The following is a 23,945-nucleotide window of genomic DNA, read 5'->3' on the forward strand; positions in this document are numbered from 1 at the left end:
AAGCGTTGTAGTGGAGGGTGAAAGGGGTCAGGACGCCAGCATGGTGTTGGCCAGCCAGGGCTTTTCGGCCAGGCGCTGGGCCTCGAAGGCGCGGATCTTGTCGGCATGGCGCAGCGTGAGGCCGATGTCGTCGAAGCCGTTCAGCAGACAGTACTTGCGGAACGCCTGCACCTCGAACGGCAGCTCTTCGCCCTGTGGCTTCACGATGACCTGGCGCTCCAGGTCGACCGTCAACTGGTAGCCCGGGAAAGCTGCGCACTCGTCGAACAACTGGGCCACCTGGGCCTCGGGCAGCACGATGGGCAACAGGCCGTTCTTGAAGCTGTTGTTGAAGAAGATGTCGGCGTAACTGGGCGCGATGATGGCGCGAAAGCCGAACTGGTCCAGCGCCCAGGGCGCATGCTCGCGCGAGGAGCCGCAGCCGAAGTTCTTGCGCGCCAGCAGCACCGAGGCGCCCGCGTAGCGCGGCTGGTTCAGCACGAAGTCGGGGTTGGGCTTGCGGCTGGCCGGGTCCATGCCGGGTTCGCCATGGTCCAGGTAGCGCCACTCGTCGAACAGGTTTTCGCCGAAGCCGGTCTTCTTGATGGACTTCAAAAACTGCTTGGGGATGATGGCGTCGGTGTCGACGTTCTCGCGGTCCATGGGCGCCACGAGGCCCTGGTGCACGGTGAATTTCTGCATGGCGGTGTCCTCAGGCGAATTGGCGGATGTCGACGAAATGGCCGTGCACGGCGGCGGCGGCGGCCATGGCGGGGCTGACGAGGTGGGTGCGGCCACCGGCGCCCTGGCGGCCTTCGAAGTTGCGGTTGCTGGTGGAGGCGCAGCGCTCGCCCGGCTCCAGCCGGTCCGCGTTCATGGCCAGGCACATGGAGCAGCCCGGCTCGCGCCACTCGAAGCCGGCGGCCTTGAAGATCACGTCCAGCCCTTCGCGCTCGGCCTGGTCCTTCACGAGGCCGGAGCCCGGCACGACCATGGCCAGCTTCACGTTCTTGGCGACCTTCTGGCCCAGCTTCTTGACCACGGCCGCGGCCTCGCGCATGTCCTCGATGCGGCTGTTGGTGCACGAGCCGATGAACACCTTGTCGATGGTGATGTCGGCCAGCGGCTTTCCGGGTTGCAGGTTCATGTACGTCAGCGCGCGTTCGATGGCGCCGCGCTTGTTGGCGTCCTTTTCCTTGTCGGGGTCTGGCACGCGCGCGTCGATGCCGAGCACCATCTCGGGCGAGGTGCCCCAGGTCACCTGCGGCACGATCTGCGCGGCATCCAGCTCCACCACGCTGTCGAACTTGGCGCCCGGGTCGGACTGCAGCGTGCGCCAGTAGGCAATCGCTTGTTCCAGCGCCACGCCGGTGGGCGCCAGCGGGCGACCGCGCACGTAGTCGATGGTCTTCTCGTCCACGGCCACCAAGCCGGCACGCGCGCCGGCTTCGATCGCCATGTTGCAGACCGTCATGCGGCCTTCCATGCTCAGGCTGCGGATGGCCGAGCCCGCGAACTCGATGGTGTAGCCCGTGCCGCCGGCCGTGCCGATCTTGCCGATGATGGCCAGCACGATGTCCTTGGCCGTGATGCCGGGGGCCAGCTTGCCTTCGACCTTGACGAGCAGGTTCTTGGCCTTCTTGGCCAGCAGGGTCTGCGTGGCCATCACGTGCTCGACCTCGCTGGTGCCGATGCCGTGCGCCAGCGCGCCGAATGCGCCGTGCGTGGAGGTGTGCGAGTCGCCGCAGACCACCGTCATGCCGGGCAGCGTGGCGCCGTTTTCCGGCCCGATCACGTGCACGATGCCCTGGCGCTTGGACAGAAACGGGAAGTAGGCCGCCGCGCCGTACTGGCGCATGTTGTCGTCCAGCGTGGTGATCTGTTCCTTGCTGATCGGGTCGGCGATGCCGTCGTAGCCCTGTTCCCAATTGGTGGTGGGCGTGTTGTGGTCGGCCGTGGCCACGATGGAGCTCACGCGCCAGACCTTGCGGCCGGCCTGGCGGATGCCTTCGAAAGCCTGCGGGCTGGTGACCTCGTGCACCAGGTGGCGGTCGATGTACAGCACCGAGGTGCCGTCGTCCTCGGTGTGGACGACGTGCTCGTCCCAGATCTTGTCGTACAGGGTGCGGGCACCCGTCTGGCTGGTGGTGATGCTCATGGCTCTTCTTTCGTGGGGGCGGAAATCAGGCGGCAGCGCGCAGGGGAAGGGCTGCCAAGGGATGGGGTTCGGGTTCGGCGTCCGCGGCGCGGCCGGAGAGGTGTTCGACCAGCAAGCGCGCCGTGACGGGCAGGGTCGAGAAGTCGCGCGCCACCATGCGGATCTGCCGCTCGGCCCAGGCGTCGCTCAGGTCCACGTGCGCCAGGTCGCCCACGCCGTGCATGAGCTCGAAGGCGCGCAGCGGCATCACGCCGATGCCCAGGCCGTTGTGGATCATGCGGCACATGGCGTCCAGCCCGGTGACCTGGATGCGCAGCTTGATGGTGTGGCCCAGCGCCACGGCGGCGCTGCGCATGGCCAGGTGGATGGAGCTGTTGCTGTGCAGGCCGACATGGTCGAAGGCCAGCGACTGCTCGAACGCGATCGGGCCCTGGCCGTCCAGCGCATGGCCGCGGGGCACGATCAGCACGAGGCGGTCGCGCTGGTAGGGGCGCGTCTGCAGTGGCTGGCCATTTGTGTCGGCCGCAGCGGCGTTGCAGATGCCCAGGTCGGCCGCGCCCTCCTGCACGGCGCGCACGACCTCGCTGGACAGATGTTCTTCCAGGTCGATCTTCACGCCGCCGTGCTGCCGGATGAAGGCGCCTAGGTCTTCCGGCAGGAACTGCACGATGGCCGAGATGCTGGCGTGCACGCGCACATGGCCGCGCACGCCGTCGGTGTACTCGCTGAGTTCACCCTGCATGCGGTCCAGGCTGAACAGCACCGAGCGCGCGTGGTGCAACAGGCTCTCGCCGGCCGGCGTCAGGTCCACACCGCGCGCGTGGCGGTACAGCAGCGTGGTCTGCAAGGTGGTTTCCAAGTCCGACAGGCGCTTGCTGACGGCCGAGGCGGCAATGAACTCGCGCTCGGCCGCCTTGCCGATGCTGCCCAGTTCGCAGACGGCCACGAACAGCTGCAACGACGTGAGGTCGATGCGGCGGGCGAAGTTGCGTTCGGAGGGCTTGTTCATCGTGGGGCATCGCGGGTGGCGACGAGGGCAGCCATTTTCTCCCGTAATAGGGCGCCAAGGCATCGCGATTGGCGATGACCCTGTTGCCCGAACGCGCAAGAAAAAGCCCCGCGGGCCAGAGCCGGCGGGGCTGGGCAGATCGCCTGGTGCGGTCAGCGCTTGGCGATGGGCTGCACGTCGCGCTTGGGCGAGCCGGAGAACAGCTGGCGTGGGCGGCCGATCTTGTACTCGGGGTCGCCGATCATTTCATTGAGCTGGGCGATCCAGCCCACCGTGCGGGCCAGCGCGAAGATCGCGGTGAACAGCGGCACCGGGATGCCGATGGCGCGCTGCACGATGCCCGAGTAGAAGTCCACGTTCGGGTACAGCTTGCGCGACACGAAGTACTCGTCTTCCAGCGCGATCTTTTCCAGTTCCTTGGCGAGCTTGAACAACGGGTCCTGCTCCAGGCCCAGCTCGGTCAGCACTTCGTTGCAGGTTTCCTGCATCAGCTTGGCGCGCGGGTCGTAGTTCTTGTAGACGCGGTGACCGAAGCCCATCAGCTTGACGCTGGAGTTCTTGTCCTTCACCTTCTTGATGAACTCGCCGATCTTCTCGACGCCGCCTTCACGCTGGATGTCGTAGAGCATGTTCAGCGCCGCCTCGTTGGCGCCGCCGTGTGCCGGGCCCCACAGGCAGGCCACGCCAGCCGCGATCGCTGCGAACGGGTTGGTGCCGGAGGAGCCGCACAGGCGCACGGTAGAGGTAGAGGCGTTTTGCTCGTGGTCTGCGTGCAGGATGAAGATGCGGTCCAGCGCGCGTTCGAGCACCGGGTTGACCTTGTACTCCTCGCACGGCGTGGCGAACATCATGTGCAGGAAGTTGCCTGCATAGCTGAGGTCGTTCTTCGGGTACATGTAGGGCTGGCCCACGGTGTACTTGTAAGCCATCGCGACCAGCGTGGGCATCTTGGCAATCAAACGGATGGCTGAGATGTCGCGGTGCTGCGGATTGTTGATGTCCGTGCTGTCGTGGTAGAAGGCCGACAGAGCGCCCACCAGGCCGGTCATGATGGCCATCGGATGCGCATCACGGCGGAAGCCACGCAGGAAGAACTGCATCTGCTCGTTGACCATGGTGTGGTTGGTCACAAGCTTGGTGAACTTCTGCTTGCCCTCGGCGTTCGGCAACTCGCCGTACAGCAGCAGATGGCAGGTTTCCAGGAAGTCGCAGTTGGTCGCGAGCTGCTCGATCGGGTAGCCGCGGTACAGCAGCTCGCCCTTGTCGCCGTCGATGTAGGTGATGGCGGACTGGCAGGCCGCGGTGGACAAGAAGCCCGGGTCGTAGGTGAACATGCCAGTCTGGGCGTACAGCTTGCGGATGTCCACGACATCGGGACCTACGCTGCCCTGGTACACCGGCAGCTCCACACTGGGGCTGCCATTGCTGAACGACAGTGTGGCTTTGTTTTCGGCTAGTTTCATGTTCGCCCTTTCAGCGGTTTTCTCTCAACAAACTCAAAACTTCGCGCGTGGGCGCGTCGTCCAGATGCGGACTGACCTGGTCAAGCGTCTTTCGTGCCAGTTGCAGGTCCAACAGATCGTGGTCCCCCAAATCCATGAGGCGGTTCAAGGCCTCCGCGTGTCGAACGGTCAGCGTGGCGCCACACCGTTCGAAGAACTTTTCGAGAAACAGGTCGTTCTCGAGCAGGCCGCGGCGGCAGCGCCAGCGCAGCAGGCTCAATGCGCGATCGTCGAGAACGTCCGTGGGCGCGGTCATGGGTTCAGATGGTGCGCAGCACCATCATTTCCTTGATCTTGCCGATGGCCTTGGTCGGGTTCAGGTGCTTCGGACACACGTCCACGCAGTTCATGATGGTGTGGCAGCGGAACAGCCGGTACGGATCTTCCAGGTTGTCCAGGCGCTCTGCCGTGGCGTCGTCCCGGCTGTCGGCGATGAAGCGGTAGGCTTGCAGCAGACCGGCCGGGCCGACGAACTTGTCGGGGTTCCACCAGAAGCTGGGGCAGCTCGTCGAGCAGCTCGCGCACAGGATGCACTCGTACAGGCCGTTCAGCTCTTCGCGCTCCTCGGGCGACTGCAGGCGCTCCTTCTCCGGCGCGATGCCTTCGGTGATCAGGTAGGGCTTGATCGAGTTGTACTGCTTGAAGAACTGCGTCATGTCCACGATCAGGTCGCGGATCACGGGCAGGCCGGGCAGGGGCTTCAGGACCACCGGGTCCTTCAGCGTGTTCATGTTGGTCAGGCAGGCCAGGCCGTTCTTGCCGTTGATGTTCATCGCGTCGGAGCCGCAGACGCCTTCACGGCAGGAGCGGCGGAACGAGATGGACGGGTCCTGCTGCTTCAACTTGACCAGGGCGTCCAGCAGCATGCGTTCGCTGCCGTCGAGCTCGATCTCGACGGTCTGCATGTAGGGCTTGGCGTCCTTGTCCGGGTCGTAGCGGTAGATCTGGAATGTGCGCTTCATCGTGGTGACCTTGTTAGAACGTGCGGACCTTGGGCGGAATGGAGTCGACCGTCAGCGGCTTGAGGTTGACGGGCTTGTAGGTCAGGTTGTTGCCCTCGCTGTGCCACAGCGTGTGCTTCATCCATTCCTTGTCGTTACGGCCCAGCGGGAACTCGGCGTGGTCGGCCGGGTGCTCGTAGTCGTAAACCGTGTGGGCACCGCGGCATTCGCGGCGCGCCGCGGCCGAGGTCATCGTGGCCTGGGCCACTTCGATCAGGTTGTCCACTTCCAGCGCTTCCATGCGGGCCGTGTTCCAGACCATGGACTTGTCCTTCATCGCGACGCTGGCGACACGGTCGCGGATGGCGTTGACCTTGGCCACGCCCTCGTCCATGCTGGCCTGCGTGCGGAAGACGCCGGCATGCTGCTGCATCGTGGTGCGGATGTCGCCCGCGATGGTCTGCGCGTACTCACCGTCCCTGGATTCCTGCAGCTGGTTCAGCCGCGCCAGCGAGCGGTCGGCGCCGTCTGCCGGCAGCGGCTTGTGTTCGCCGCTGTTCTTGACGAACTCGACGACGTGCTTGCCGGCCGACTTGCCGAACACCAGCAGGTCCAGCAGCGAGTTCGTGCCCAGGCGGTTGGCGCCGTGCACCGACACGCAGGAGCATTCGCCCACGGCGTATAGCCCATTGACGATGTTGTTGCGCTGGCCGTCATGCGTGACCACTTGGCCGTGGATGTTGGTGGGGATGCCACCCATCTGGTAGTGGATGGTCGGCACCACGGGGATCGGTTCCTTGGTGATGTCGACGTTGGCGAAGTTGTGGCCGATCTCTTCCACCGAGGGCAGGCGCTTGCGGATGGTGTCGGCGCCCAGGTGGTCCAGCTTCATGAGGATGTAGTCCTTGTTGGGACCGCAGCCGCGACCTTCCTTGATTTCCTGGTCCATGGAGCGCGAGACGAAATCGCGCGGTGCCAGGTCCTTCAGCGTGGGCGCATACCGCTCCATGAAGCGCTCGCCGTTGCTGTTGAGCAGGATCGCGCCTTCGCCGCGGCAGCCTTCGGTCAGCAGCACGCCGGCACCGGCCACGCCGGTGGGGTGGAACTGCCAGAACTCCATGTCCTGCAGCGGGATGCCGGCACGCGCCGCCATGCCCAGGCCGTCGCCGGTGTTGATGAAGGCGTTGGTCGATGCCGCGAAGATGCGGCCGGCACCGCCGGTGGCCAGCAGCACGGCCTTGGCCTGCAGCGCGTACAGCTCGCCGGTCTCCAGCTCCAGCGCGGTCACGCCGACCACGTCGCCGTCGGCGTCGCGGATCAGGTCCAGCGCCATCCATTCGACGAAGAAATTGGTCTTGGACTTGACGTTCTGCTGGTACAGCGTGTGCAGCATGGCGTGGCCGGTGCGGTCGGCCGCGGCGCAGGCGCGTTGCACGGGCTTCTCGCCGTAGTTGGCGGTGTGGCCGCCGAACGGGCGCTGGTAGATCGTGCCGTCGGGGTTGCGGTCGAACGGCATGCCGAAGTGTTCGAGCTCGATCACGACCTTGGGCGCTTCACGGCACATGAACTCGATGGCGTCCTGGTCGCCCAGCCAGTCCGAGCCCTTGATGGTGTCGTAGAAGTGGTAGTGCCAGTTGTCCTCGGACATGTTGCCCAGCGAGGCCGACACGCCGCCCTGCGCCGCCACGGTGTGCGAACGGGTCGGGAAGACCTTGGACAGCGAGGCCACGTTCAGGCCTGCGCGCGACAGTTCCAGCGCCGCGCGCATGCCGGAGCCGCCGGCCCCCACGATCACGACGTCGAACTTGCGCTTGTTGATGGCTTGCTTGGTGTAGCTCATGCTCAAAGTCTCCAGAGAACTTGGATGGCCCAGCCGGCACAGCCGACCAGCCAGACGATGGTGAAAATCTGGAGCACGAGACGGAGCCAGACAACCGAGGTGACGTAATCCATCCAGACGTCGCGCATGCCGACCCAGACGTGGTAGAGCAGGGCGATGATCACGGAGAAGGTGAGCACCTTCATCCATTGGGCGGCGAAGATGCCCGCCCACAGGTCGTAGCCGATCGGGCCTTTGGCCAGCAGCAGCTGCGCCAGCACGATGACGGTGAACAAGGCCATGAGGACGCCTGTGACGCGCTGGGCCAGCCAGTCGCGCAAGCCGTAATGCGCGCCGACGACGACGCGCTTGGAACCGTAATTGACAGCCATGGGAATGCTTTCCTTCTTGTGATTCAGTACACGCCGAACAGCTTGAGGCCCAGCACGAAGGTCAGGCCCAGGCTCAGGGCCAGCGTGACTTGCGCGGAGGTCTTGCCGAACTGCTTGCTCACAGCGTCATGGCTCACGTCCATCCACAGGTGGCGCACGCCGGCGATGAAATGGTGCAGGTAGGCCCACATCAGTGCCAGAGCCACGAGCTTGAAGAACCAACCTGGTGCCCAGCCCAGGCCCGAGTTGAAAGCGGCTTTGAACTTGGCGAAGGAGATCTCGGAAGACACGGAGGTGTCGAACATCCAGATGATGAAGGGCATCAACAAAAACATCAGCACGCCGCTCACGCGGTGCAGGATGGACACCCAGCCCGCAGCCGGCAAGCGGTACGAAGGCAGGTCGGTCAGGGCATTGATGTTGCGGAACTCTGGGCGCTTGGCCCGTGCGGAAGAGGCTGTTTCTGTCATGCGGGGCGCTTTCGTGGATGTAACTGCCTTGTAATCGTTACGCGGGGGTCAACCCAAAATTCTATTGCAATGCAGCAAGCGAACTGCGACGAAGGTTTGCACCACCAGTCGCGCAAGTGATTGCCGTCAGTTCAATTCGTTCCGGTAATGGTGCGTATCCGTCCGATACAGGCCGCGCCGCAACTCCATCGGGGCGTCGTTGTAGGTGTAGGCGACCCGTTCCACGCTGAGCAACGGCGTGCCGGGCGCAATGTGCAACAGCTTGCACTGGTCGTCGTCGGGCAGCACGGCGCGGATTTTTTCTTCCGCGCGCACCATGCGCACGCCGAATTCGGTTTCGAACAGCGCATAGGTCGGCCCGCGGAAGTCGGCCATGCGCTCGGCCGTCAGGCCCTTGAACGGTGCGCCCGGCAGCCACAGGTCTTCCAGGATGGTTGGCACCAGCGCGCCGCCATCGGCCGGAAACGACAGCACACGGCGCACCTGCATCACCGCGTCGCCGGTGCGCAACGCCAGCGCGCGCGCGATCTCGGCGTTGGCACGTGAGCGCCTGCATTCCAGGAACTGGCGCTGCGCCGGGCCTTCGCGGTCCACGTCGCCGGTGTCGGGCACCAGCTTGAGGAAGCGGTAGCGCACGTGCTGCTCGGTGTGGGTGGCGACGAACGTGCCCTTGCCCTGGCGGCGCACGACCAGGTTGTCACCGGCCAGCTCGTCCACCGCCTTGCGCACCGTGCCCTGGCTCACGCGAAAGCGAGCGGCCAGTTCGATTTCGCTGGGGATGAGTTCGCCAGGCTTCCATTCGCCAGCCTGCAGGCTTTGCAGGATCAGGCCTTTGATCTGCTGGTACAGCGGACTGAAGGCGGGCGTCGCGGGGCTGGCGGTGGTGTCGGACGACGGCCCGGAGACGGTGCTGCCCGATGGCAGGCCGGGCGCGGTGCTGAGAGAGGAGGGCATCGTCGGAGGGCTCGTCATGAGGGGTGGAAATCAGGCGCTGCGTGCCCATGGTCGGCGCGCGCGCCCCGCACGTCAGGCAAGGTGGAATCTTATCTTATATAAGACATAAGACAAATTGACCTAGCGCGTCGATCGCGGGTAAACTCCTAGGCTGTCCGTCGACCTCCGACCAGCAGCCTGCCGCTTGGGCGGAGTCTTTTTCTCCTTCTCTTTCCGGAGCTTTCCTCATGAGCAAAACGCCTGTCCGCGTGGCCGTCACCGGTGCCGCTGGCCAAATCGGTTACGCCCTTCTGTTTCGCATTGCTTCGGGCGAAATGCTCGGCAAGGACCAGCCGGTCATCCTGCAACTGCTGGAGATCCCGGACGAGAAGGCCCAGAAGGCGCTCAAGGGCGTGATGATGGAACTGGACGACTGCGCATTCCCGCTGCTGGTCGGGCTGGAAGCCCACAGCGACCCGATGACCGCGTTCAAGGACACCGACTACGCGCTGCTGGTCGGCTCGCGTCCGCGCGGCCCGGGCATGGAGCGCGCCGAGCTGCTCGCCGTCAACGGCGCCATCTTCACGGCGCAAGGCAAGGCCCTGAACGCTGTCGCCAGCCGCAACGTCAAGGTGTTGGTGGTCGGCAACCCGGCCAACACCAATGCCTACATCGCGATGAAGTCCGCGCCCGACCTGCCGCGCAAGAACTTCACGGCCATGCTGCGCCTGGACCACAACCGCGCATTGAGCCAGATCGCCGCCAAGACCGGCACCAAGGTCGCCGACATCGAGAAGCTCACCGTCTGGGGCAACCACTCGCCCACGATGTATGCGGACTACCGCTTCGCCACGGTCAACGGCAAGAAGGTCAAGGACATCATCGATGACCAGGTCTGGAACGCCGACACCTTCCTGCCTACCGTGGGCAAGCGCGGCGCGGCCATCATCGAAGCGCGTGGCCTGTCGTCGGCCGCTTCGGCCGCCAATGCCGCCATCGACCACATGCGCGACTGGGCACTGGGCTCCAACGGCAAGTGGGTGACGATGGGCATCCCGTCGGACGGCCAGTACGGCATCCCCAAGGATGTGATGTTCGGCTTCCCGGTCACCACCGAAAACGGCGAATACAAGCTGGTCGAAGGCCTGGAGATCGACGCCTTCAGCCAGGAACGCATCGACAAGACGCTGGCCGAGCTGCAGGGCGAACAGGACGGCGTCAAGCACCTGCTTTAAAGCGAAAGCCCGCATGCTCGACTGGAACCCCGCGCTCTACCGTCGTTACGAGGACGAGCGCACGCGCCCCGCACAGGACCTGCTGGCGCGCGTGCCCCTGGCGCAGGCGGCCCATGTGGTCGACCTGGGCTGCGGGCCGGGCAATTCCACCGAGCTGCTAGTGCAGCGCTTTCCTGGCGCTGCCGTCACCGGGGTCGACAACTCCGAGCCCATGCTGGCCAGTGCACGGGAGCGTTTGCCGCAGGCGCGCTTCGCATGGGGTGACATCGCGACCTGGGCGCCGCGGGAGGCCGATGGCCCCGCGCCCGACCTGATTTATGCCAATGCCGCCTTGCAGTGGGTGCCGGGCCACGAGACGTTGGTCCCGCGCCTGTTCTCGGCGCTGGCGCCCGGCGGCGTGCTGGCCATCCAGATGCCCGACAACCGGCAGGAGCCCACGCACCGGCTGATGCGCGAGGTGGCGGCCCAGGCGCCCTGGGCCGAGCCCATCGGCGATGCCGACAAGCTGCGCACCGAACTGCTGGGCATCAACGGCTACTACGACCTGCTGGCCCCGGTGGCCGCGCAGGTCGATGTCTGGCACACCATCTACCAACACCCCATGGCCTCGGCTGCGGCGATCGTCGAGTGGGTGCGCAGCACCGGACTCAAGCCCTACGTGGACCGCCTGCCGCCCAAGCTGCAGGCCAGCTACCTGGCCGAGTACGAGCGCCGTGTCGCCGCTGCCTATGCGCCGCGTGCCGATGGCAAGCGGCTGCTCGCCTTCCCGCGCCTGTTCATCGTGGCGCGCAAGACCGCATGAAGACGACGACCGCCAACCATCCCGCCACTGTGCTGCTCGGAGCCCAGGCGGGGTCCGTGACGTTGCCGGTCTGCGACCACTACAGCGGTGTCGAGGCGCGCATGCGCAAGAGCCTGGCGCTGCAGTCCGAGATGGCCCAGGAATTCGGCGCCTGCGTGTTCGACGTCACGCTCGATTGCGAAGACGGCGCACCAGTGGGCGGTGAAACCGAGCACGCGGCCCTGGTCACCGAATTGGCGCTGGCCGCCGCGCCCGGCATGCGGGTCGGCGTGCGCGTGCATCCGGTCGACCATGCGGCCTTCGAAGGCGACGTGGCTTGCATCGCCGGTCGCGCCGGCGCTCGCCTGAGCCACTTGATGGTGCCCAAGGTCGAAAGCCTGGCCGATGTGGTGCGCGCGGTGCAGGCGCTCGATGCGGCCGGCGCGTCGCAGCTGCCGCTGCACGTGCTGATCGAATCACCGCTGGCGGTGCGCAACGCCTTCGACATCGCGGCGCACGCGCGCGTGCAGTCGCTGAGCTTCGGGCTCATGGACTTCGTCTCGGCCCACGCTGGCGCCATTCCGGCCGATGGCATGGGCGTGGCTGGTCAGTTCGCCCACCCGCTGGTGGTGCGCGCCAAGCTCGAGATCGCCTCGGCTGCCCATGCGTTCGGCAAGGTGCCATCGCATTGCGTCGTGACCGAGTTCAGTGATGGCGAGGCCATGCGCATGGCGGCACGCCGCGCCGCGCGCGAATTCGGCTACACGCGCATGTGGAGCATCCACCCGAGCCAGATCCGCCCCATCCTCGAAGCATTCGCGCCAGATGAGGAACAGATCCATACCGCCGCTCAGATCGTGGATGCGGCCATCGAAGCGAACTGGGCCCCTGTCAGTTTCGAAGGCACATTGCACGATCGCGCGAGCTACCGCCATTTCTGGCAGGTGCTCGTGCGCGCGCACGCCACCGGGCGTGCATTGCCCCCACAGGCGCAGGCGTGGTTCGCGTCTGCACCCCAGCCTGCCCACTGAAGCCAAACATCTCGCCAAGGAAAGCCCATCCATGAAAAAGCTCGCCCTCATCGCCGCCCTGTCGTTCGCACTGCCATTCGCGGCCTCGGCCCAGAGCAGTGCGTCCAAGGCCGCGGCCGAGCCCTCGACCAAGGCAGCAGCCAAACCTGCCGCCAAACCCGCGGCCAAGTCCACTGCGAAGGCGGAGCCGAAGAAGGCCCCCTTGCGCCGCAGCGCCGCCAAGGCCGTGGAAGAGGTCACGCCGATCTCGGACGACCCCAACGTGGTCATCGGCGATGCCGAACTGGCGGTGGCGAACAAGGTGTTCACCGGCAAGATCCAGTGCGAACTGGGTGCCGACGTGGTCGTCACCGCCGACGAGAAGAAAGCCGGCTTCTTCACGGTCTCCACCAAGGGGGCGCGCTACCGCATGCATCCGGTCGAAAGCCGGACCGGTGCGATCCGCCTGGAAGACCCCAAGGCTGGCGCCATGTGGCTGCAGCTGGGCAACAAGTCCATGCTCATGAACCAGAAGCAGGGCATCCGCCTGGCGGACGAGTGCCAGGCACCTGCCCAGCTGGCGTTCGCCGATGAAATGAAGAAGAACCCGCCCCGTTCCATCTTCGAGAGCGCCGACGCTCCCAAGAATTAACCCGCCATGTCGCCCCACGCCGACGGTGCGCTTCTTGCTTGTGCGTCTGTTGGCCCGTTCCCAGGAGAATAGAGAATGTTGCAAGCCTACCGTGAACATGTTGCCGAGCGCGCCGCGCTGGGCATCCCGCCGCTGCCGCTGTCCGCAAAACAGACGGCCGAACTCATCGAGCTGTTGAAGGCGCCTCCGGCGGACGAGGGCGAATTCCTGCTGAACCTGATCACGCACCGTGTGCCCGCCGGCGTGGACGACGCCGCCAAGGTGAAGGCCAGCTACCTGGCCGCAGTGGCCCATGGCACCGAAAAGAGCCCGCTGATCAGCCGTGCCAAGGCCACCGAGCTGCTCGGCACCATGCTGGGCGGCTACAACATCGGCGCCATGGTCGATCTGCTGAAGGACACCGAGGTCAGTGCCGTCGCCGCCGCAGGCCTGAAGAAGACGCTGCTGATGTTCGACCAGTTCCATGACGTCAAGGAACTGGCCGACGCCGGCAATGCCAACGCCAAGTCGGTGCTGCAGAGTTGGGCCGATGCCGAGTGGTTCACGAGCCGCCCCGAGGTGCCCAAGAGCATCACCTTTACGGTGTTCAAGGTGCCTGGCGAGACCAACACCGACGACCTGTCGCCCGCGCCCGACGCGACCACGCGCCCTGACATCCCGATGCATGCGCTGGCCATGCTCAAGAACAAGCGGGACGGCGCAGCCTTCACGCCCGAGGAAGACGGCAAGCGCGGCCCGGTCAAGTTCATCGAAGACCTGGTCAAGCGCGGCCTGCCCGTGGCCTATGTGGGCGACGTGGTCGGCACCGGTTCCTCGCGCAAGTCGGCCACCAACTCGGTCCTGTGGTTCACGGGCGAAGACATTCCCTTCATCCCGAACAAGAAGTTCGGCGGTGTCTGCCTGGGCACCAAGATCGCGCCCATCTTCTACAACACCATGGAAGACGCCGGCGCGTTGCCGATCGAGCTGGACGTGAGCCAGATGAACATGGGCGACACCATCGAATTGCGCCCCTACGAAGGCAAAGCCTTGAAGGACGGCCAGGTCATCGCCGAGTTCACGGTGAAGAGCGAGGTGCTGTTCGACGAAGTGCGCGCCGGTGGCCGCATTCCGCTGATCATCGGCCGCGGCCTTACGGGCAAGGCGCGTGAAGCCTTGGGCCTGCCTGCTTCCACGCTGTTCCGCCTGCCGCAAGCGCCGGCAGACAGCGGCAAGGGCTTCTCGCTGGCGCAGAAGATGGTGGGCCGCGCCTGCGGCCTGCCGGAAGGCCAGGGCGTGCGCCCCGGCACCTACTGCGAGCCCAAGATGACTTCAGTCGGCAGCCAGGACACCACTGGCCCGATGACCCGCGACGAGCTGAAGGACCTGGCCTGCCTGGGCTTCTCGGCCGATCTGGTCATGCAATCGTTCTGCCATACGGCCGCCTATCCGAAAAAGGTGGACGTGAAGATGCACCACGAGCTGCCGGACTTCATCAGCACCCGCGGCGGCATCTCGCTGCGCCCCGGTGACGGCGTGATCCACAGCTGGCTGAACCGTCTGCTGACGCCCGACACCGTGGGCACGGGTGGCGATTCGCACACGCGTTTCCCGATCGGCATCAGCTTCCCCGCAGGCTCCGGCCTGGTCGCGTTTGCGGCCGCCACGGGCGTGATGCCGCTGGACATGCCCGAGAGCGTGCTCGTCAAGTTCAAGGGCAAGAAGCAGCCCGGCGTCACGCTGCGCGACTTGGTCAACGCGATCCCGCTATACGCCATCAAGCAGGGCCTCTTGACGGTCGAGAAGAAGGGCAAGAAGAACATCTTCTCGGGCCGCATCCTGGAGATCGAAGGCCTGCCGGACCTGAAGGTCGAGCAAGCCTTCGAGCTGTCCGACGCGTCGGCCGAGCGCTCTGCCGCCGGCTGCACGGTGCACCTGAACAAGGAGCCGATCGCCGAGTACATCACCAGCAACATCACGTTGATGAAGTGGATGATCGCCGAGGGCTATGCCGACGCACGCACGCTGGCGCGCCGTATCGCCGCGCAGGAAGCCTGGCTCAAGGACCAGCAACTGCTCAAGGGCGACGCAGACGCCGAATACGCGGCCGTGATCGAGATCGACCTGGCCGACATCCACGAGCCCATCGTGGCCTGCCCGAACGACCCGGACGACGTGAAGACGCTGTCCGAAGTCGCCGGGGCCAAGATCGACGAGGTGTTCATCGGTTCGTGCATGACCAACATCGGCCACTTCCGCGCGGCGTCCAAGCTGCTCGAAGGCAAGCGTGACATCCCGGTCAAGCTGTGGATCGCGCCGCCGACCAAGATGGACGCGCAGCAGCTGACCGAGGAGGGCCACTACGGCGTGTTCGGCAATGCCGGCGCGCGCACCGAAATGCCCGGCTGCTCGCTGTGCATGGGCAACCAGGCCCAGGTGCGCGAGGGTGCGACGGTCATGTCGACCAGCACGCGCAACTTCCCGAACCGCCTGGGCAAGAACACCAATGTGTATCTGGGCTCGGCCGAGCTGGCCTCCATCTGCTCCAAGCTGGGCCGCATTCCGACCAAGGCAGAGTACCTGGCCGACATGGGCGTGCTGACGGCCGCCAGCGGCCAGATCTACCAGTACTTGAACTTCGACAAGGTGGCGGAGTATTCGGACGTGGCAGACACGGTCAAGGACGGTGTGGTCACGGCCTGAAGTGGCCAGCGGGCTGCGGCCCGCGCCGCCAAAAACGAAAGCCCGCACTGCGGGCTTTTTTTCGTCTGGCTCTCCTGAGCGCTACTCCTTGGGCCGGAAGCTGATGACCAGCAGCGGAGGCACGCGTCCGTCGGTGTCGCGCGGCAGGGTCTCGGTCTTGTCGATCGCGCGCAGCACGGCATCGTCCCAGGCCTTAATGCCGCTGGACTTGACCAGGCGCTTGCCTGTGATCGTGCCATCGGGGGCGGCGCGCACCTCGACCTCTGCACTCGGGTTGCCCGGCACGCTGTCGGGGAACACGATGTTGGGCCGCACCCGGGCCGCCACCCTGCCGCCGTAGCTGGCCGACGGGCCGCTGGACTGCATCGCGCTGCCGGTGGCCGTGGCACCGCCACTGGCGCCCGCGAAGCCCTGCATGCGGCGGATGTTCTCCTCGCGCCGCGCGTTGGCGTCGCGCTCCTGCTGCGCCTTGATGGCCTGCTGGCGTTTGGCATCGGCTGCGGCCTTTTCGGCCTTTTCGATCTTTTCTGCCTTCTCGGCGCGTTCGGCTTTCTCGGCCTTTTCGCGCTCTGCCTTTTCGGCTTTGGCTGCCCTTTCGGCTTTCTCTGCCTTCTCGGCTCTTTCTGCTTTCTCCGCCTTCTCCTGCGCATCGCGCTTGGCCTGTGCCTGTTGCTCCTGCCGCTTTTTCTCCGCAGCCTTGCGCTGCTGCTCCTCACGCTGCTCGGCCAACTCCTTGGCGGCTTCTTCGCGCTTCTTCTTCTCGCGCTCGAGCGCGATCTGCGCGTCGCGCACGCTGGTGTCGGGCGGTGGTGGCGCCGGTGCTGCCTTGGGCGGTGCGGGTGGCGGTGGTAGTGGCTCGACCTTGGGCTGCGGCCGGGGCGGCTCAGGGACCGGTTGGGGGGTTGGCGGCTCGACCGCGCGCGGCGCCGCCTGCTGGCGCACCGAGGACCAGATCTCGGCCTCGACGGCCGGGCTCTCCTGCGACTTCCAGTTGACGCCCCAGGTCAGCGCTGCGATCAGCAACACGTGGGCCAGCAGCGCCAGGCCCACGGCGCGCGGCAGGCCCGCCTGCGGTGGCGGCGCCAGGCTGGACGGGTCCATCGGGGCATGCTGCAGCGTGGCCATCGATGCGGTCAGGGGCCCAGTTGCACCGACAGGCCCACGCGCGCGATGCCGGCGCGCTGCAGCGTGTCCATGGCCTTGACGACGGTCTCGTATTTCACGTTGCGGTCGGCGCTGATGACAACGGGGGCCGCCGTGTCATCGCCCTGGGCGCGCTTGACGGCGGCTGCGAGTTCGCGCTGCGTGACGGTCTGGCTGCCGTCGGCGCCCTTGATCTCCAGCCGCTCGTCCTTGTTGATGACGACCTGGATCACCTTGTCGGGCTGGCGCCCGGCCTTGCCCACGCTGGGCAGGTCGATCAGGCTGGGCGTGACCATGGGCGCAGTGACCATGAAGATGATCAGCAGCACCAGCATCACGTCGATGAACGGCACCATGTTGATCTCGTTCATGGTGCGGCGGCCGCGGCCGCGGGATGCCATGGAGGGCATGTCAGTGCCCGGAGGGCGATTGCGTCGCCACGTTGCGCTGCAGGATGTTGCAAAACTCTTCGATGAAGGTCTCCAGCCGGATCGCCGTGCGGTCGATGTCGCGCGCGAAGCGGTTGTAGGCCACGACCGCCGGGATCGCCGCGAACAGGCCGATGGCCGTGGCCACCAGCGCCTCGGCGATGCCGGGTGCTACGGTGGCCAGCGTCACCTGCTGCATGCTGGCCAGGCCGGTGAAGGCGTGCATGATGCCCCAGACCGTGCCGAACAGGCCCACGTAAGGCGAGACCGAGCCCACCGACGCCATGAACGAGAGGTTGGTCTCGATCACGTCCATCTCGCGCTGGAAGCTGGCGCGCATGGCGCGGCGCGCGCCGTCCATCAGCGTGCCGGCGTCGTTGATGCGGCGCTCGCGCAGCTTCTGGTATTCGCGCATGCCGCTGGCGAAGATGCGTTCCATCGGGCCGGCGCTCTTGGCGTTCTGCGTGGCGGCGGCGTGCAACTCGTTGAGGTTGCTGCCGGACCAGAAGTCGCGCTCGAATTCCTCGTTCAGCGCGTGCACCTTCTTGAGAGCGAACAGCTTGCGAAAGATGGCAGCCCAGCTGGCGATGGAGACGATGATCAGCAGCAGCATCACGGCCTGCACGACGAAACTGGCGTTGAGGACCAGGTTCAGGATCGACATGTCCTGGTTCATGGCAGGCAGCTCCGCGCCACGGTCAGGCAGGTGTTCAAGGTCATTGCTCGAGGACTTCCAAAAGAGAGGGCGGGATTCTCGCAGGCCGTAGCGTGGCCGCGTCGACCCAGCCGATGCGGATCTGGCCTTCGCACAGCACGGCGCCTTCTACGCCTCCCGCCAGCACACGCTGCGCGAGTAGGAGCGAGGCCGAGCCGAAACGTTCCACGCGAACGGTGACCAGAAGTTGATCGTCCAGCCGCGCCGGCCGCAGGTAGCGCACCTGGGTGTCGCTCACGACGAACATGCCACCGACATCGTCCTTCAGCTGGCGCTGGCCGATGCCGTGCGTGCGCAGCCATTCGGTGCGCGCGCGCTCGAAGAACTTAAGGTAGTTCACATAGAACACGATGCCGCCGGCGTCCGTGTCCTCCCAGTACACGCGTACCGGGAAGGTGAACGCGTCCTGCAGGGCGGGCGCGCGCGTCACGCGAGCAGGCCCCTGAGCCGCTGCACGGCCTCTTGCAGGTGCGCCATGGAACTGGCCGTGGAAAAGCGGATGAAGTTCGCGGTCGTCGCTTGGCCGAAGTCGCGGCCCGGCGTCACGGCCACGTGGGCGCGCCGCATGACCTCGAAGGCGAAATCCCAGCTGCCCTCGATGCCCAGCCTGCGGCAGGCGTCCGAGCAGTCGGCCCAGGCGTAGAACGCGCCATCGGGCATCACCGGCACGGCCAGGCCCAGGTCGTTCAGCGCGGGCACGAAGTAGTCGCGCCGGGCGCGAAACTCGGCGCGGCGCTGCTCGTACAGCGCCAGGCTTTCGTCCTCGAAGCAGGCCAGCGCCGCATGCTGGGCGACCGTGCTGGCGCAGATGAACAGGTTCTGCGCGATGCGCTCGACCACGGGCACTAGCGCGTCGGGCACGACCAGCCAGCCCAGCCGCCAGCCCGTCATGTTGAAGTATTTGCTGAAGCTGTTGATGCTGACGATCTGGTCGTCCAGCGCCAAGGCGCTGCGGCCGAAAGCCGGGTCGTACGAAAGGCCCAGGTAGATCTCGTCGACCAGCGTGATGCCGCCACGGTGGCGCACATGGTCGTGGATGCGGCGCAGCTCCTCGGTGGCGATGGAGGTGCCCGTGGGGTTGGACGGCGAGGCCAGCAGCACGCCACGCGTATGCGTGTTCCAGGCAGCCGCGACCTTGTCGGCGCTGAGCTGGAAGCGCTCGGCCGCCGTGGTCGGCAGCAGCACGGAGCGGCCCTCGGCGGCACTCACGAAATGCCGGTTGCAGGGGTAGCTCGGGTCCGGCATCAGCATCTCGTCGCCGGCTTCGATCAGCGCCAGGCAGGCCAGCTGTAGCGCGGCCGAGGCGCCAGCCGTGATGACGATGCGGCGCGCCGGCACGTCGATGCCGAAGCGCGTGCGGTACCAGTCGCTGATGCGCTCGCGCAGTGCGGGCAGGCCGGTGGCCGGCGTGTACTGCGTGCGTCCATCGTGGATGGCGCGCTGGGCGGCCACCTGCACCAGCGGCGGCGCCGTGAAGTCGGGCTCGCCGATGTTCAGGAAGACCATGGGCCGGTCGCTGCGCTCCACCTCGCGCGCCAGTGCGGCGGCCTGCTTGGCGACTTCCATGACATAGAACGGCTCGATGGCCTGCGCGCGGCGCGAGATCCTCATGCGCGGGGCTTTCGGCTGCGGTCGGATGCGACCTCCGTGCCACGCAGCGTGGGCGCCAGGCCGTTCAGGATGCCGTTCACGTATTTGTGGCCGTCGGTGCCGCCGAATTCCTTGGCCAGCTCGATGCATTCGTTGAGCACCACGCGCCAGGGCACGTCCAGGCAGTGGCGCATCTCGTAGATGCCGATCCACAGCACGGCGCGCTCGATCGGCGAGATGCGTTCCATCGTGCGGTCCAGCAGCGGCGCCATCAGCGCGTCGAGTTCCGCAGCCTCGGCGATGCAGCCGTGCAGCAGCGCGTCGTAGTGCACGGCGTCGGCCTTGTGGAAGCCGGACAGGTCGCGCGTGAAGGCGTCGATGGCCGTGGCCTCGTTGCCGCCCACCAGGTGCTGGTACAGCGCCTGCAGCGCGAACTCGCGGGCACGGCTGCGCGGGTTTTTGGCGGCCGCCTTGCGTGCGCCGGTTGCGGTGCGGCCGGTGCGGGTCTGGTGTTCGGGCGGGGTGGGCTGCTCGCCCTGGTCTTCGGCTTCGGTCATTTGATGTGTTCCAGCAGCCGGGCCATCTCGACGGCGACGCGGGCCGCGTCGCGCCCCTTGTCGGTCTGGCGCGCGATGGCTTGTTCCATGTTTTCGGTGGTCAGGATCGCGTTGGCGATGGGGATGCGGTGGTCCAGCGCGATGCGGCTGACGCTGGCGCCGGATTCGTTGGCCACCAGTTCGAAGTGGTAGGTCTCGCCACGCACGATGCAGCCCAGCGCGATGAGCGCGTCGTAGCGGCGCGCGGCGGCCATGGCCTGCAGCGCGACCGGCACTTCGAGCGCGCCCGGCACGGTGACGTGCTGGACCTGGGCGTCCGGCACGCCCAGGGCGCGCAGTTCGTCCTTGCAGGCCGTGGCCAGCGCGTCGGTGATGTCGGCGTTGAAGCGGGCCTGCACGATGCCGATGGACAGGCTGCGCCCGTCCAGCCGCGCGTCGTCGGCGGCGAGTTCGCCCTGGTTGGCGTGTTTCATGTCGTTCCTTCGGCCGTGGGCGTGAGGTAGCCCGTGCTTTCCAATCCGTAGCCGACCATGCTGGGCATGCGGCGCGGGTTGCTCATGAGGCGCATCTTGTGGACGCCGCAGTCGCGCAGGATCTGGGCGCCGATGCCGTAGGTGCGCAGGTCCATGCGACCGCGCTCGGGCGCCTGGGCCGCGCGGGCCGTGCCCTCGAACTGGGCCAGCAGCTCGCCCGCGCTCTCGCCGCAGTTGAGCAGCACGACCACGCCCCGGCCTTCGGACGCGATGTGGCGCAGGCTGGCCGGCAGGCTCCAGGAATGCATGGTGCGGTCGCATTCCAGCAAGTCCAGCACCGACAAGGGCTCGTGCACGCGCACGGCGATGTCGTCCTCGGGCTGCCAGCTCCCTTTGACGAGCGCCAGGTGCACGCTGGCGCTGGGCTTGTCCTTGTAGGCGTGGGCCGTGAACGGGCCGAACGCGGTCTGCAACTCGCGGCTGCCCACGCGCTCGACCAGCGACTCGTGGCGGCTGCGGTGCTCGATGAGGTCGGCGATGGTGCCGATCTTCAGGCCATGCGCGGCGGCGAACAGTTGCAGGTCGGGCAGGCGCGCCATGGTGCCGTCTTCGTTCATGACCTCGCAGATCACGGACGCCGGGCTGCAGCCGGCCATGGTGGCCAGGTCGCAGCCGGCCTCGGTATGGCCGGCGCGCATCAGCACGCCGCCGTCCACGGCCTGCAGCGGGAAGATGTGGCCGGGTTGCACCAGGTCTTCGGCACGCGCGTTCGCGGCGACGGCGGCCTGCACGGTGCGCGCGCGGTCGGCGGCCGAGATGCCGGTGGTCACGCCCTCGGCGGCCTCGATAGACACCGTGAAGGCGGTCGAATGCTTGGCGCCGTTGCGCGCGACCATGGGCGGCAGGCGCAGGCGCTCGCACAGCTCGCGCGACAGGGTCAGGCAGATCAGGCCGCGCGCATGGCGGGCCATGAAGTTGATGGCCTCGGGCGTCACATGGTCGGCCGCGAGGACCAGGTCGCCCTCGTTCTCACGGTCTTCCTCGTCGACGAGGATCACCATGCGGCCGGCGCGCATGTCGGCGACGATGTCCTCGACCGGCGAGATCGGGACGGGTTGGAGCGGAGCGTTCATGCAGTGGGTAGGGTGGTGGCCTGGGGTGCCAGGCGCAGCATGCGCTCGACATAGCGCGCGATGGTGTCGATTTCCAGGTTCACGGCCGAGCCGGGGCGCAGCAGGCCCAGTGTCGTGTGTTCCACCGTGTGCGGGATCAGGTTGATGCGGATCTCGCAGCCGTCCGTGCGGTCGACGACCTCGTTGACCGTGAGGCTCACGCCCTGCACCGTGACCGAGCCCTTGTAGGCCAGGTAGCGCGCCAGCTCGGCAGGCGCCAGGATGTCGAGCGCCCAGCTTTCGCCGACCTGTTCGAAGCGCGCCACGTGGCCCACGCCGTCGACATGGCCCGACACGATGTGACCGCCCAGGCGGTCATGCGCGCGCAGGGCTTTTTCGAGGTTGACGCTGCCCGTGGCGTCCAGCCCGTCGGTGCGGGCCAGCGATTCGGCCGAGACATCGACGGTGAATTGCAGGGTGGAAGGCGTCAGCGAGGTGACGGTCATGCAGGCCCCATTGAGCGCGATGCTGTCGCCCAGGCCCACATCGTCGAGGTAACCGGCGGGCACCTCGATGCTGAGGCGCTTGCCATAGGCCAAGGAGCTGCCGAGGTCGTGGACGGCGGCGATGCGCCCCACTGCGGTGATGATTCCCGTGAACATAGCCGCGCATTTTCGCAGGCTTTGTGTTCGCGGCCGGTCGCTGTGGCTTCTGGCCTCAGAACCGGTCGCGGCCGGGGATGCGGGCAAGTATGCGCAGGTCCGGGCCGACCGGCTCCACGGCCCGGTATTCGATGGCCTGCGCGTCGGCCAGGTCGGCGAGCGGCCCCAGCCGGGCCATGCCCATGCCGGCGCCGATCAGCTTGGGCGCCAGGTAGACCAGCAGTTCATCGACCAGCCCCTCGCGCAGCAGCGAGCCGTTGAGCTGGGTGCCGGCCTCCACGTGCAGCTCGTTGACCTCGCGCGTGGCCAGGTCGGCCAGCATGTCGGCCAGGTCGACCTTGGCGGCCGTTCCGGGCGTGCGCCCGGGCAGGCGAACCACGGTGGCGCCGCGCGCGCGCAATGCGTCGGCCTTGGCCGCGTCGTCGCTGGCGGTGTAGACCAGCAGCTGGCGTTGCGGGCCGAACAGGCGCGCCGTCAGCGGCAGTTGCAGGCGGCTGTCGACCAGCGCCAGGTGCGGCTGGCGCGTAGTGGGCGCCAGCCGAACGTCCAGCAAGGGGTCGTCCTGCAGCACGGTGCCGATGCCGGTCAGGACGGCGCAGGCGCGCGCGCGCCAGGCGTGGCCGTCCGTACGCGCGGGCGCGTCGGTGATCCACTGGCTGCGGCCGTCGTCCAGTGCCGTCCGCCCGTCGAGCGAGGCGGCGATCTTCATGCGCACCCAGGGCGTCCTGCGCAGCATGCGGCTGAAGAATCCGATGTTCAGCTCGCGCGCGGCCGGCGCACCGGCGCCGATGTCGACCACGACACCGGCCGCGGCCAGGCGCGCGAAGCCCTGGCCCGCCACCTGCGGGTTCGGGTCGGTGCAGGCGGCCACGACGCGGGCGATGCCGGCCTGCGCCAGCGCCTCGCAGCATGGGCCGGTGCGGCCATGGTGGGCGCAGGGTTCCAGCGTGACCCAGGCCGTCGCACCGGCGACGCTGAGCCCCTGCGCCTGCGCGTCGCGCAAGGCCATCACCTCGGCATGCGGGCCGCCGGCCTGCTGGGTGAAGCCGCGGCCCAGCACGTGGCCGTCCGCGTTGGCGATCACGCAGCCCACACGTGGATTGGGGTTGGACAACGTCAGCGCGCGTTCGGCGAGTGCGAGCGCCTCTGACATGAAGTCCGCAGGCGGGGGGGAGGGTGCAGCAGGAGAGGATGTCACGGTGAGCGGAGCGCCAGACGCGGCGCGTGATCATGACACGGGGACGCAGCGCAGCCGGGGCGGCCTGTGCGGGCTGGCTCAGCGCGGCCAGCACTCCTGCACGGACAGCCGTGCATGGCGCACGCTTCGCTGCCCGGCCGGGGCCATCACCAAGGTGCCGCATCCGTCGGCCGCCTGCGCGGCAGTGGGCGTGGCGAACAAGGTGTAGGTCTGGCCGTTTGCGCTGCTGGCGCTCAAGGTGTAGCGGTCACCCGGCAGCGCAACAGACTGCACGCGCGTGTTGGCCGTCGGGTAGGCCCCCGTGGCCGTTGCGACGCTCTCCATCCAGCGGGCTGCCTGCGCCAGCGCCACGCGGGCATGGGCGCGGTGGCTCCGGCGGATGTAGTCGTCGTAGACCGGGATGGCGGTGGCTGCGACCAGCGAGGCCGTGGTGGCCGTGACCAGGCATCCGACCAGCGAATAGCCCCGTTGCGCAGTTGTGGCGCGGTGGCGCATGGGCTGCCT

Annotated in this window: 26 protein-coding genes; 5 read left to right on the forward strand and 21 right to left on the reverse strand. The window is 67.0% G+C overall.

Going from position 1 to position 23,945, the window contains the following annotated elements; translation table 11 throughout:
* Window positions 1–27 precede the first annotated feature (27 nt).
* The 10 genes from leuD to ASF43_RS21715 all read right to left on the reverse strand — a co-directional run bounded on the left by leuD (window position 28) and on the right by ASF43_RS21715 (window position 9,224).
* Window positions 28–681, reverse strand: a complete 654-nt coding sequence (gene leuD, locus ASF43_RS21670) for a 3-isopropylmalate dehydratase small subunit (protein WP_056185483.1) — start codon at window positions 679–681, stop codon at window positions 28–30.
* Window positions 682–691: 10 nt separating this feature from the next.
* The gene (gene leuC / locus ASF43_RS21675) at window positions 692–2,137 is read right to left on the reverse strand and encodes a 3-isopropylmalate dehydratase large subunit (RefSeq protein ID WP_056185485.1); all 1,446 of its coding nucleotides are present in this window, start codon (window positions 2,135–2,137) and stop codon (window positions 692–694) included.
* A 25-nt stretch (window positions 2,138–2,162) separates the two neighbouring features.
* Window positions 2,163–3,146 carry a LysR substrate-binding domain-containing protein gene (locus ASF43_RS21680; protein WP_056185488.1) on the reverse strand — a complete coding sequence of 328 codons (984 nt, stop codon included), beginning with the start codon at window positions 3,144–3,146 and terminating at the stop codon, window positions 2,163–2,165.
* A 152-nt stretch (window positions 3,147–3,298) separates the two neighbouring features.
* Window positions 3,299–4,609, reverse strand: a complete 1,311-nt coding sequence (locus ASF43_RS21685; RefSeq protein WP_056185491.1) for a citrate synthase — start codon at window positions 4,607–4,609, stop codon at window positions 3,299–3,301.
* A 10-nt stretch (window positions 4,610–4,619) separates the two neighbouring features.
* Window positions 4,620–4,904 (reverse strand): succinate dehydrogenase assembly factor 2, encoded by a 285-nt coding sequence (locus ASF43_RS21690; protein ID WP_056185495.1) that lies wholly within the window; start codon window positions 4,902–4,904, stop codon window positions 4,620–4,622.
* Window positions 4,905–4,908: 4 nt separating this feature from the next.
* Window positions 4,909–5,610: a succinate dehydrogenase iron-sulfur subunit gene (locus ASF43_RS21695; protein ID WP_056185498.1), complete on the reverse strand. Its 702-nt coding sequence runs from the start codon at window positions 5,608–5,610 to the stop codon at window positions 4,909–4,911.
* Window positions 5,611–5,623: 13 nt separating this feature from the next.
* Window positions 5,624–7,429 carry a succinate dehydrogenase flavoprotein subunit gene (gene sdhA / locus ASF43_RS21700; RefSeq protein WP_056185501.1) on the reverse strand — a complete coding sequence of 602 codons (1,806 nt, stop codon included), beginning with the start codon at window positions 7,427–7,429 and terminating at the stop codon, window positions 5,624–5,626.
* Between the two features lie 2 nt (window positions 7,430–7,431).
* Complete coding sequence (gene sdhD, locus ASF43_RS21705; RefSeq protein WP_056185504.1) at window positions 7,432–7,800, reverse strand: succinate dehydrogenase, hydrophobic membrane anchor protein; 369 nt, start codon at window positions 7,798–7,800, stop codon at window positions 7,432–7,434.
* Window positions 7,801–7,823: 23 nt separating this feature from the next.
* On the reverse strand, window positions 7,824–8,270 hold the full coding sequence (sdhC, locus tag ASF43_RS21710) for a succinate dehydrogenase, cytochrome b556 subunit (RefSeq protein ID WP_056185507.1): 447 nt from the start codon (window positions 8,268–8,270) through the stop codon (window positions 7,824–7,826).
* A gap of 126 nt (window positions 8,271–8,396) precedes the next feature.
* On the reverse strand, window positions 8,397–9,224 hold the full coding sequence (locus ASF43_RS21715) for a GntR family transcriptional regulator (RefSeq protein WP_082498058.1): 828 nt from the start codon (window positions 9,222–9,224) through the stop codon (window positions 8,397–8,399).
* A gap of 227 nt (window positions 9,225–9,451) precedes the next feature.
* On the opposite strand from ASF43_RS21715, the gene ASF43_RS21720 reads away from it, so the two are divergent.
* The 5 genes from ASF43_RS21720 to acnB all read left to right on the forward strand — a co-directional run bounded on the left by ASF43_RS21720 (window position 9,452) and on the right by acnB (window position 15,563).
* Window positions 9,452–10,438 (forward strand): malate dehydrogenase, encoded by a 987-nt coding sequence (locus ASF43_RS21720; protein ID WP_056185509.1) that lies wholly within the window; start codon window positions 9,452–9,454, stop codon window positions 10,436–10,438.
* Window positions 10,439–10,451: 13 nt separating this feature from the next.
* On the forward strand, window positions 10,452–11,240 hold the full coding sequence (gene tam / locus ASF43_RS21725; protein WP_056185512.1) for a trans-aconitate 2-methyltransferase: 789 nt from the start codon (window positions 10,452–10,454) through the stop codon (window positions 11,238–11,240).
* On the forward strand, window positions 11,237–12,250 hold the full coding sequence (locus ASF43_RS21730; protein ID WP_056185514.1) for a CoA ester lyase: 1,014 nt from the start codon (window positions 11,237–11,239) through the stop codon (window positions 12,248–12,250). The genes tam and ASF43_RS21730 overlap by 4 nt, the downstream gene beginning before the upstream one ends.
* A 31-nt stretch (window positions 12,251–12,281) precedes the next feature.
* A complete protein-coding gene (locus tag ASF43_RS21735) occupies window positions 12,282–12,881 on the forward strand; it encodes a hypothetical protein (RefSeq protein WP_056185517.1) in 600 nt (199 codons plus the stop codon).
* Window positions 12,882–12,956: 75 nt separating this feature from the next.
* Window positions 12,957–15,563 carry a bifunctional aconitate hydratase 2/2-methylisocitrate dehydratase gene (acnB, locus tag ASF43_RS21740; protein ID WP_056185520.1) on the forward strand — a complete coding sequence of 869 codons (2,607 nt, stop codon included), beginning with the start codon at window positions 12,957–12,959 and terminating at the stop codon, window positions 15,561–15,563.
* A gap of 81 nt (window positions 15,564–15,644) precedes the next feature.
* On the opposite strand, the gene tolA is transcribed toward acnB, so the two are convergent.
* The 11 genes from tolA to ASF43_RS21795 form a co-directional block, all read right to left on the reverse strand.
* Window positions 15,645–16,688 (reverse strand): cell envelope integrity protein TolA, encoded by a 1,044-nt coding sequence (tolA, locus tag ASF43_RS21745; RefSeq protein WP_369803310.1) that lies wholly within the window; start codon window positions 16,686–16,688, stop codon window positions 15,645–15,647.
* Window positions 16,689–16,696: 8 nt separating this feature from the next.
* Window positions 16,697–17,116, reverse strand: coding sequence for a protein TolR (gene tolR / locus ASF43_RS21750; protein ID WP_056185524.1), 420 nt, complete (start codon window positions 17,114–17,116; stop codon window positions 16,697–16,699).
* A 1-nt stretch (window position 17,117) separates the two neighbouring features.
* On the reverse strand, window positions 17,118–17,810 hold the full coding sequence (tolQ, locus tag ASF43_RS21755; RefSeq protein ID WP_056185527.1) for a protein TolQ: 693 nt from the start codon (window positions 17,808–17,810) through the stop codon (window positions 17,118–17,120).
* 40 nt (window positions 17,811–17,850) lie between these two features.
* Window positions 17,851–18,279, reverse strand: a complete 429-nt coding sequence (gene ybgC / locus ASF43_RS21760; RefSeq protein ID WP_235578329.1) for a tol-pal system-associated acyl-CoA thioesterase — start codon at window positions 18,277–18,279, stop codon at window positions 17,851–17,853.
* Window positions 18,276–19,460 carry a pyridoxal phosphate-dependent aminotransferase gene (locus tag ASF43_RS21765; protein ID WP_056185531.1) on the reverse strand — a complete coding sequence of 395 codons (1,185 nt, stop codon included), beginning with the start codon at window positions 19,458–19,460 and terminating at the stop codon, window positions 18,276–18,278. The genes ybgC and ASF43_RS21765 overlap by 4 nt, the downstream gene beginning before the upstream one ends.
* The gene (gene nusB / locus ASF43_RS21770) at window positions 19,457–19,996 is read right to left on the reverse strand and encodes a transcription antitermination factor NusB (protein WP_056185534.1); all 540 of its coding nucleotides are present in this window, start codon (window positions 19,994–19,996) and stop codon (window positions 19,457–19,459) included. The genes ASF43_RS21765 and nusB overlap by 4 nt, the downstream gene beginning before the upstream one ends.
* Complete coding sequence (gene ribH, locus ASF43_RS21775; protein WP_056185537.1) at window positions 19,993–20,469, reverse strand: 6,7-dimethyl-8-ribityllumazine synthase; 477 nt, start codon at window positions 20,467–20,469, stop codon at window positions 19,993–19,995. Before ribH ends, nusB begins: the two co-directional genes overlap by 4 nt.
* Window positions 20,466–21,602, reverse strand: a complete 1,137-nt coding sequence (gene ribBA, locus ASF43_RS21780; RefSeq protein WP_056185541.1) for a bifunctional 3,4-dihydroxy-2-butanone-4-phosphate synthase/GTP cyclohydrolase II — start codon at window positions 21,600–21,602, stop codon at window positions 20,466–20,468. Before ribBA ends, ribH begins: the two co-directional genes overlap by 4 nt.
* Window positions 21,599–22,243: a riboflavin synthase gene (locus ASF43_RS21785; protein WP_056185543.1), complete on the reverse strand. Its 645-nt coding sequence runs from the start codon at window positions 22,241–22,243 to the stop codon at window positions 21,599–21,601. The genes ribBA and ASF43_RS21785 overlap by 4 nt, the downstream gene beginning before the upstream one ends.
* Before the next feature lie 55 nt (window positions 22,244–22,298).
* Window positions 22,299–23,396, reverse strand: coding sequence for a bifunctional diaminohydroxyphosphoribosylaminopyrimidine deaminase/5-amino-6-(5-phosphoribosylamino)uracil reductase RibD (gene ribD, locus ASF43_RS21790; RefSeq protein ID WP_056185546.1), 1,098 nt, complete (start codon window positions 23,394–23,396; stop codon window positions 22,299–22,301).
* Window positions 23,397–23,519: 123 nt separating this feature from the next.
* Window positions 23,520–23,936, reverse strand: coding sequence for a type IV pilin protein (locus ASF43_RS21795; RefSeq protein WP_056185549.1), 417 nt, complete (start codon window positions 23,934–23,936; stop codon window positions 23,520–23,522).
* Window positions 23,937–23,945: the final 9 nt, after the last annotated feature.

The organism is Pseudorhodoferax sp. Leaf267, assembly GCF_001422405.1.
Taxonomy (GTDB): domain Bacteria; phylum Pseudomonadota; class Gammaproteobacteria; order Burkholderiales; family Burkholderiaceae_C; genus Pseudorhodoferax.

Bases quoted from the DNA above. Each gene is read 5' to 3' on its own strand.
- tam (WP_056185512.1), top strand. From the start codon at position 10,452: ATGCTCGACTGGAACCCCGCGCTCTACCGTCGTTACGAGGACGAGCGC.
- sdhC (WP_056185507.1), bottom strand. From the start codon at position 8,270: ATGACAGAAACAGCCTCTTCCGCACGGGCCAAGCGCCCAGAGTTCCGC.
- ASF43_RS21785 (WP_056185543.1), bottom strand. From the start codon at position 22,243: ATGTTCACGGGAATCATCACCGCAGTGGGGCGCATCGCCGCCGTCCAC.
- leuD (WP_056185483.1), bottom strand. From the start codon at position 681: ATGCAGAAATTCACCGTGCACCAGGGCCTCGTGGCGCCCATGGACCGC.
- ASF43_RS21730 (WP_056185514.1), top strand. From the start codon at position 11,237: ATGAAGACGACGACCGCCAACCATCCCGCCACTGTGCTGCTCGGAGCC.
- tolR (WP_056185524.1), bottom strand. From the start codon at position 17,116: ATGCCCTCCATGGCATCCCGCGGCCGCGGCCGCCGCACCATGAACGAG.
- ASF43_RS21690 (WP_056185495.1), bottom strand. From the start codon at position 4,904: ATGACCGCGCCCACGGACGTTCTCGACGATCGCGCATTGAGCCTGCTG.
- ribH (WP_056185537.1), bottom strand. From the start codon at position 20,469: ATGAAACACGCCAACCAGGGCGAACTCGCCGCCGACGACGCGCGGCTG.
- acnB (WP_056185520.1), top strand. From the start codon at position 12,957: ATGTTGCAAGCCTACCGTGAACATGTTGCCGAGCGCGCCGCGCTGGGC.
- ribBA (WP_056185541.1), bottom strand. From the start codon at position 21,602: ATGAACGCTCCGCTCCAACCCGTCCCGATCTCGCCGGTCGAGGACATC.
- ASF43_RS21735 (WP_056185517.1), top strand. From the start codon at position 12,282: ATGAAAAAGCTCGCCCTCATCGCCGCCCTGTCGTTCGCACTGCCATTC.
- ASF43_RS21695 (WP_056185498.1), bottom strand. From the start codon at position 5,610: ATGAAGCGCACATTCCAGATCTACCGCTACGACCCGGACAAGGACGCC.
- ASF43_RS21715 (WP_082498058.1), bottom strand. From the start codon at position 9,224: ATGCCCTCCTCTCTCAGCACCGCGCCCGGCCTGCCATCGGGCAGCACC.
- tolQ (WP_056185527.1), bottom strand. From the start codon at position 17,810: ATGAACCAGGACATGTCGATCCTGAACCTGGTCCTCAACGCCAGTTTC.
- tolA (WP_369803310.1), bottom strand. From the start codon at position 16,688: ATGGCCACGCTGCAGCATGCCCCGATGGACCCGTCCAGCCTGGCGCCG.
- ASF43_RS21720 (WP_056185509.1), top strand. From the start codon at position 9,452: ATGAGCAAAACGCCTGTCCGCGTGGCCGTCACCGGTGCCGCTGGCCAA.
- ribD (WP_056185546.1), bottom strand. From the start codon at position 23,396: ATGTCAGAGGCGCTCGCACTCGCCGAACGCGCGCTGACGTTGTCCAAC.
- ASF43_RS21680 (WP_056185488.1), bottom strand. From the start codon at position 3,146: ATGAACAAGCCCTCCGAACGCAACTTCGCCCGCCGCATCGACCTCACG.
- ASF43_RS21795 (WP_056185549.1), bottom strand. From the start codon at position 23,936: ATGCGCCACCGCGCCACAACTGCGCAACGGGGCTATTCGCTGGTCGGA.
- ASF43_RS21765 (WP_056185531.1), bottom strand. From the start codon at position 19,460: ATGAGGATCTCGCGCCGCGCGCAGGCCATCGAGCCGTTCTATGTCATG.
- sdhD (WP_056185504.1), bottom strand. From the start codon at position 7,800: ATGGCTGTCAATTACGGTTCCAAGCGCGTCGTCGTCGGCGCGCATTAC.
- leuC (WP_056185485.1), bottom strand. From the start codon at position 2,137: ATGAGCATCACCACCAGCCAGACGGGTGCCCGCACCCTGTACGACAAG.
- nusB (WP_056185534.1), bottom strand. From the start codon at position 19,996: ATGACCGAAGCCGAAGACCAGGGCGAGCAGCCCACCCCGCCCGAACAC.
- sdhA (WP_056185501.1), bottom strand. From the start codon at position 7,429: ATGAGCTACACCAAGCAAGCCATCAACAAGCGCAAGTTCGACGTCGTG.
- ASF43_RS21685 (WP_056185491.1), bottom strand. From the start codon at position 4,609: ATGAAACTAGCCGAAAACAAAGCCACACTGTCGTTCAGCAATGGCAGC.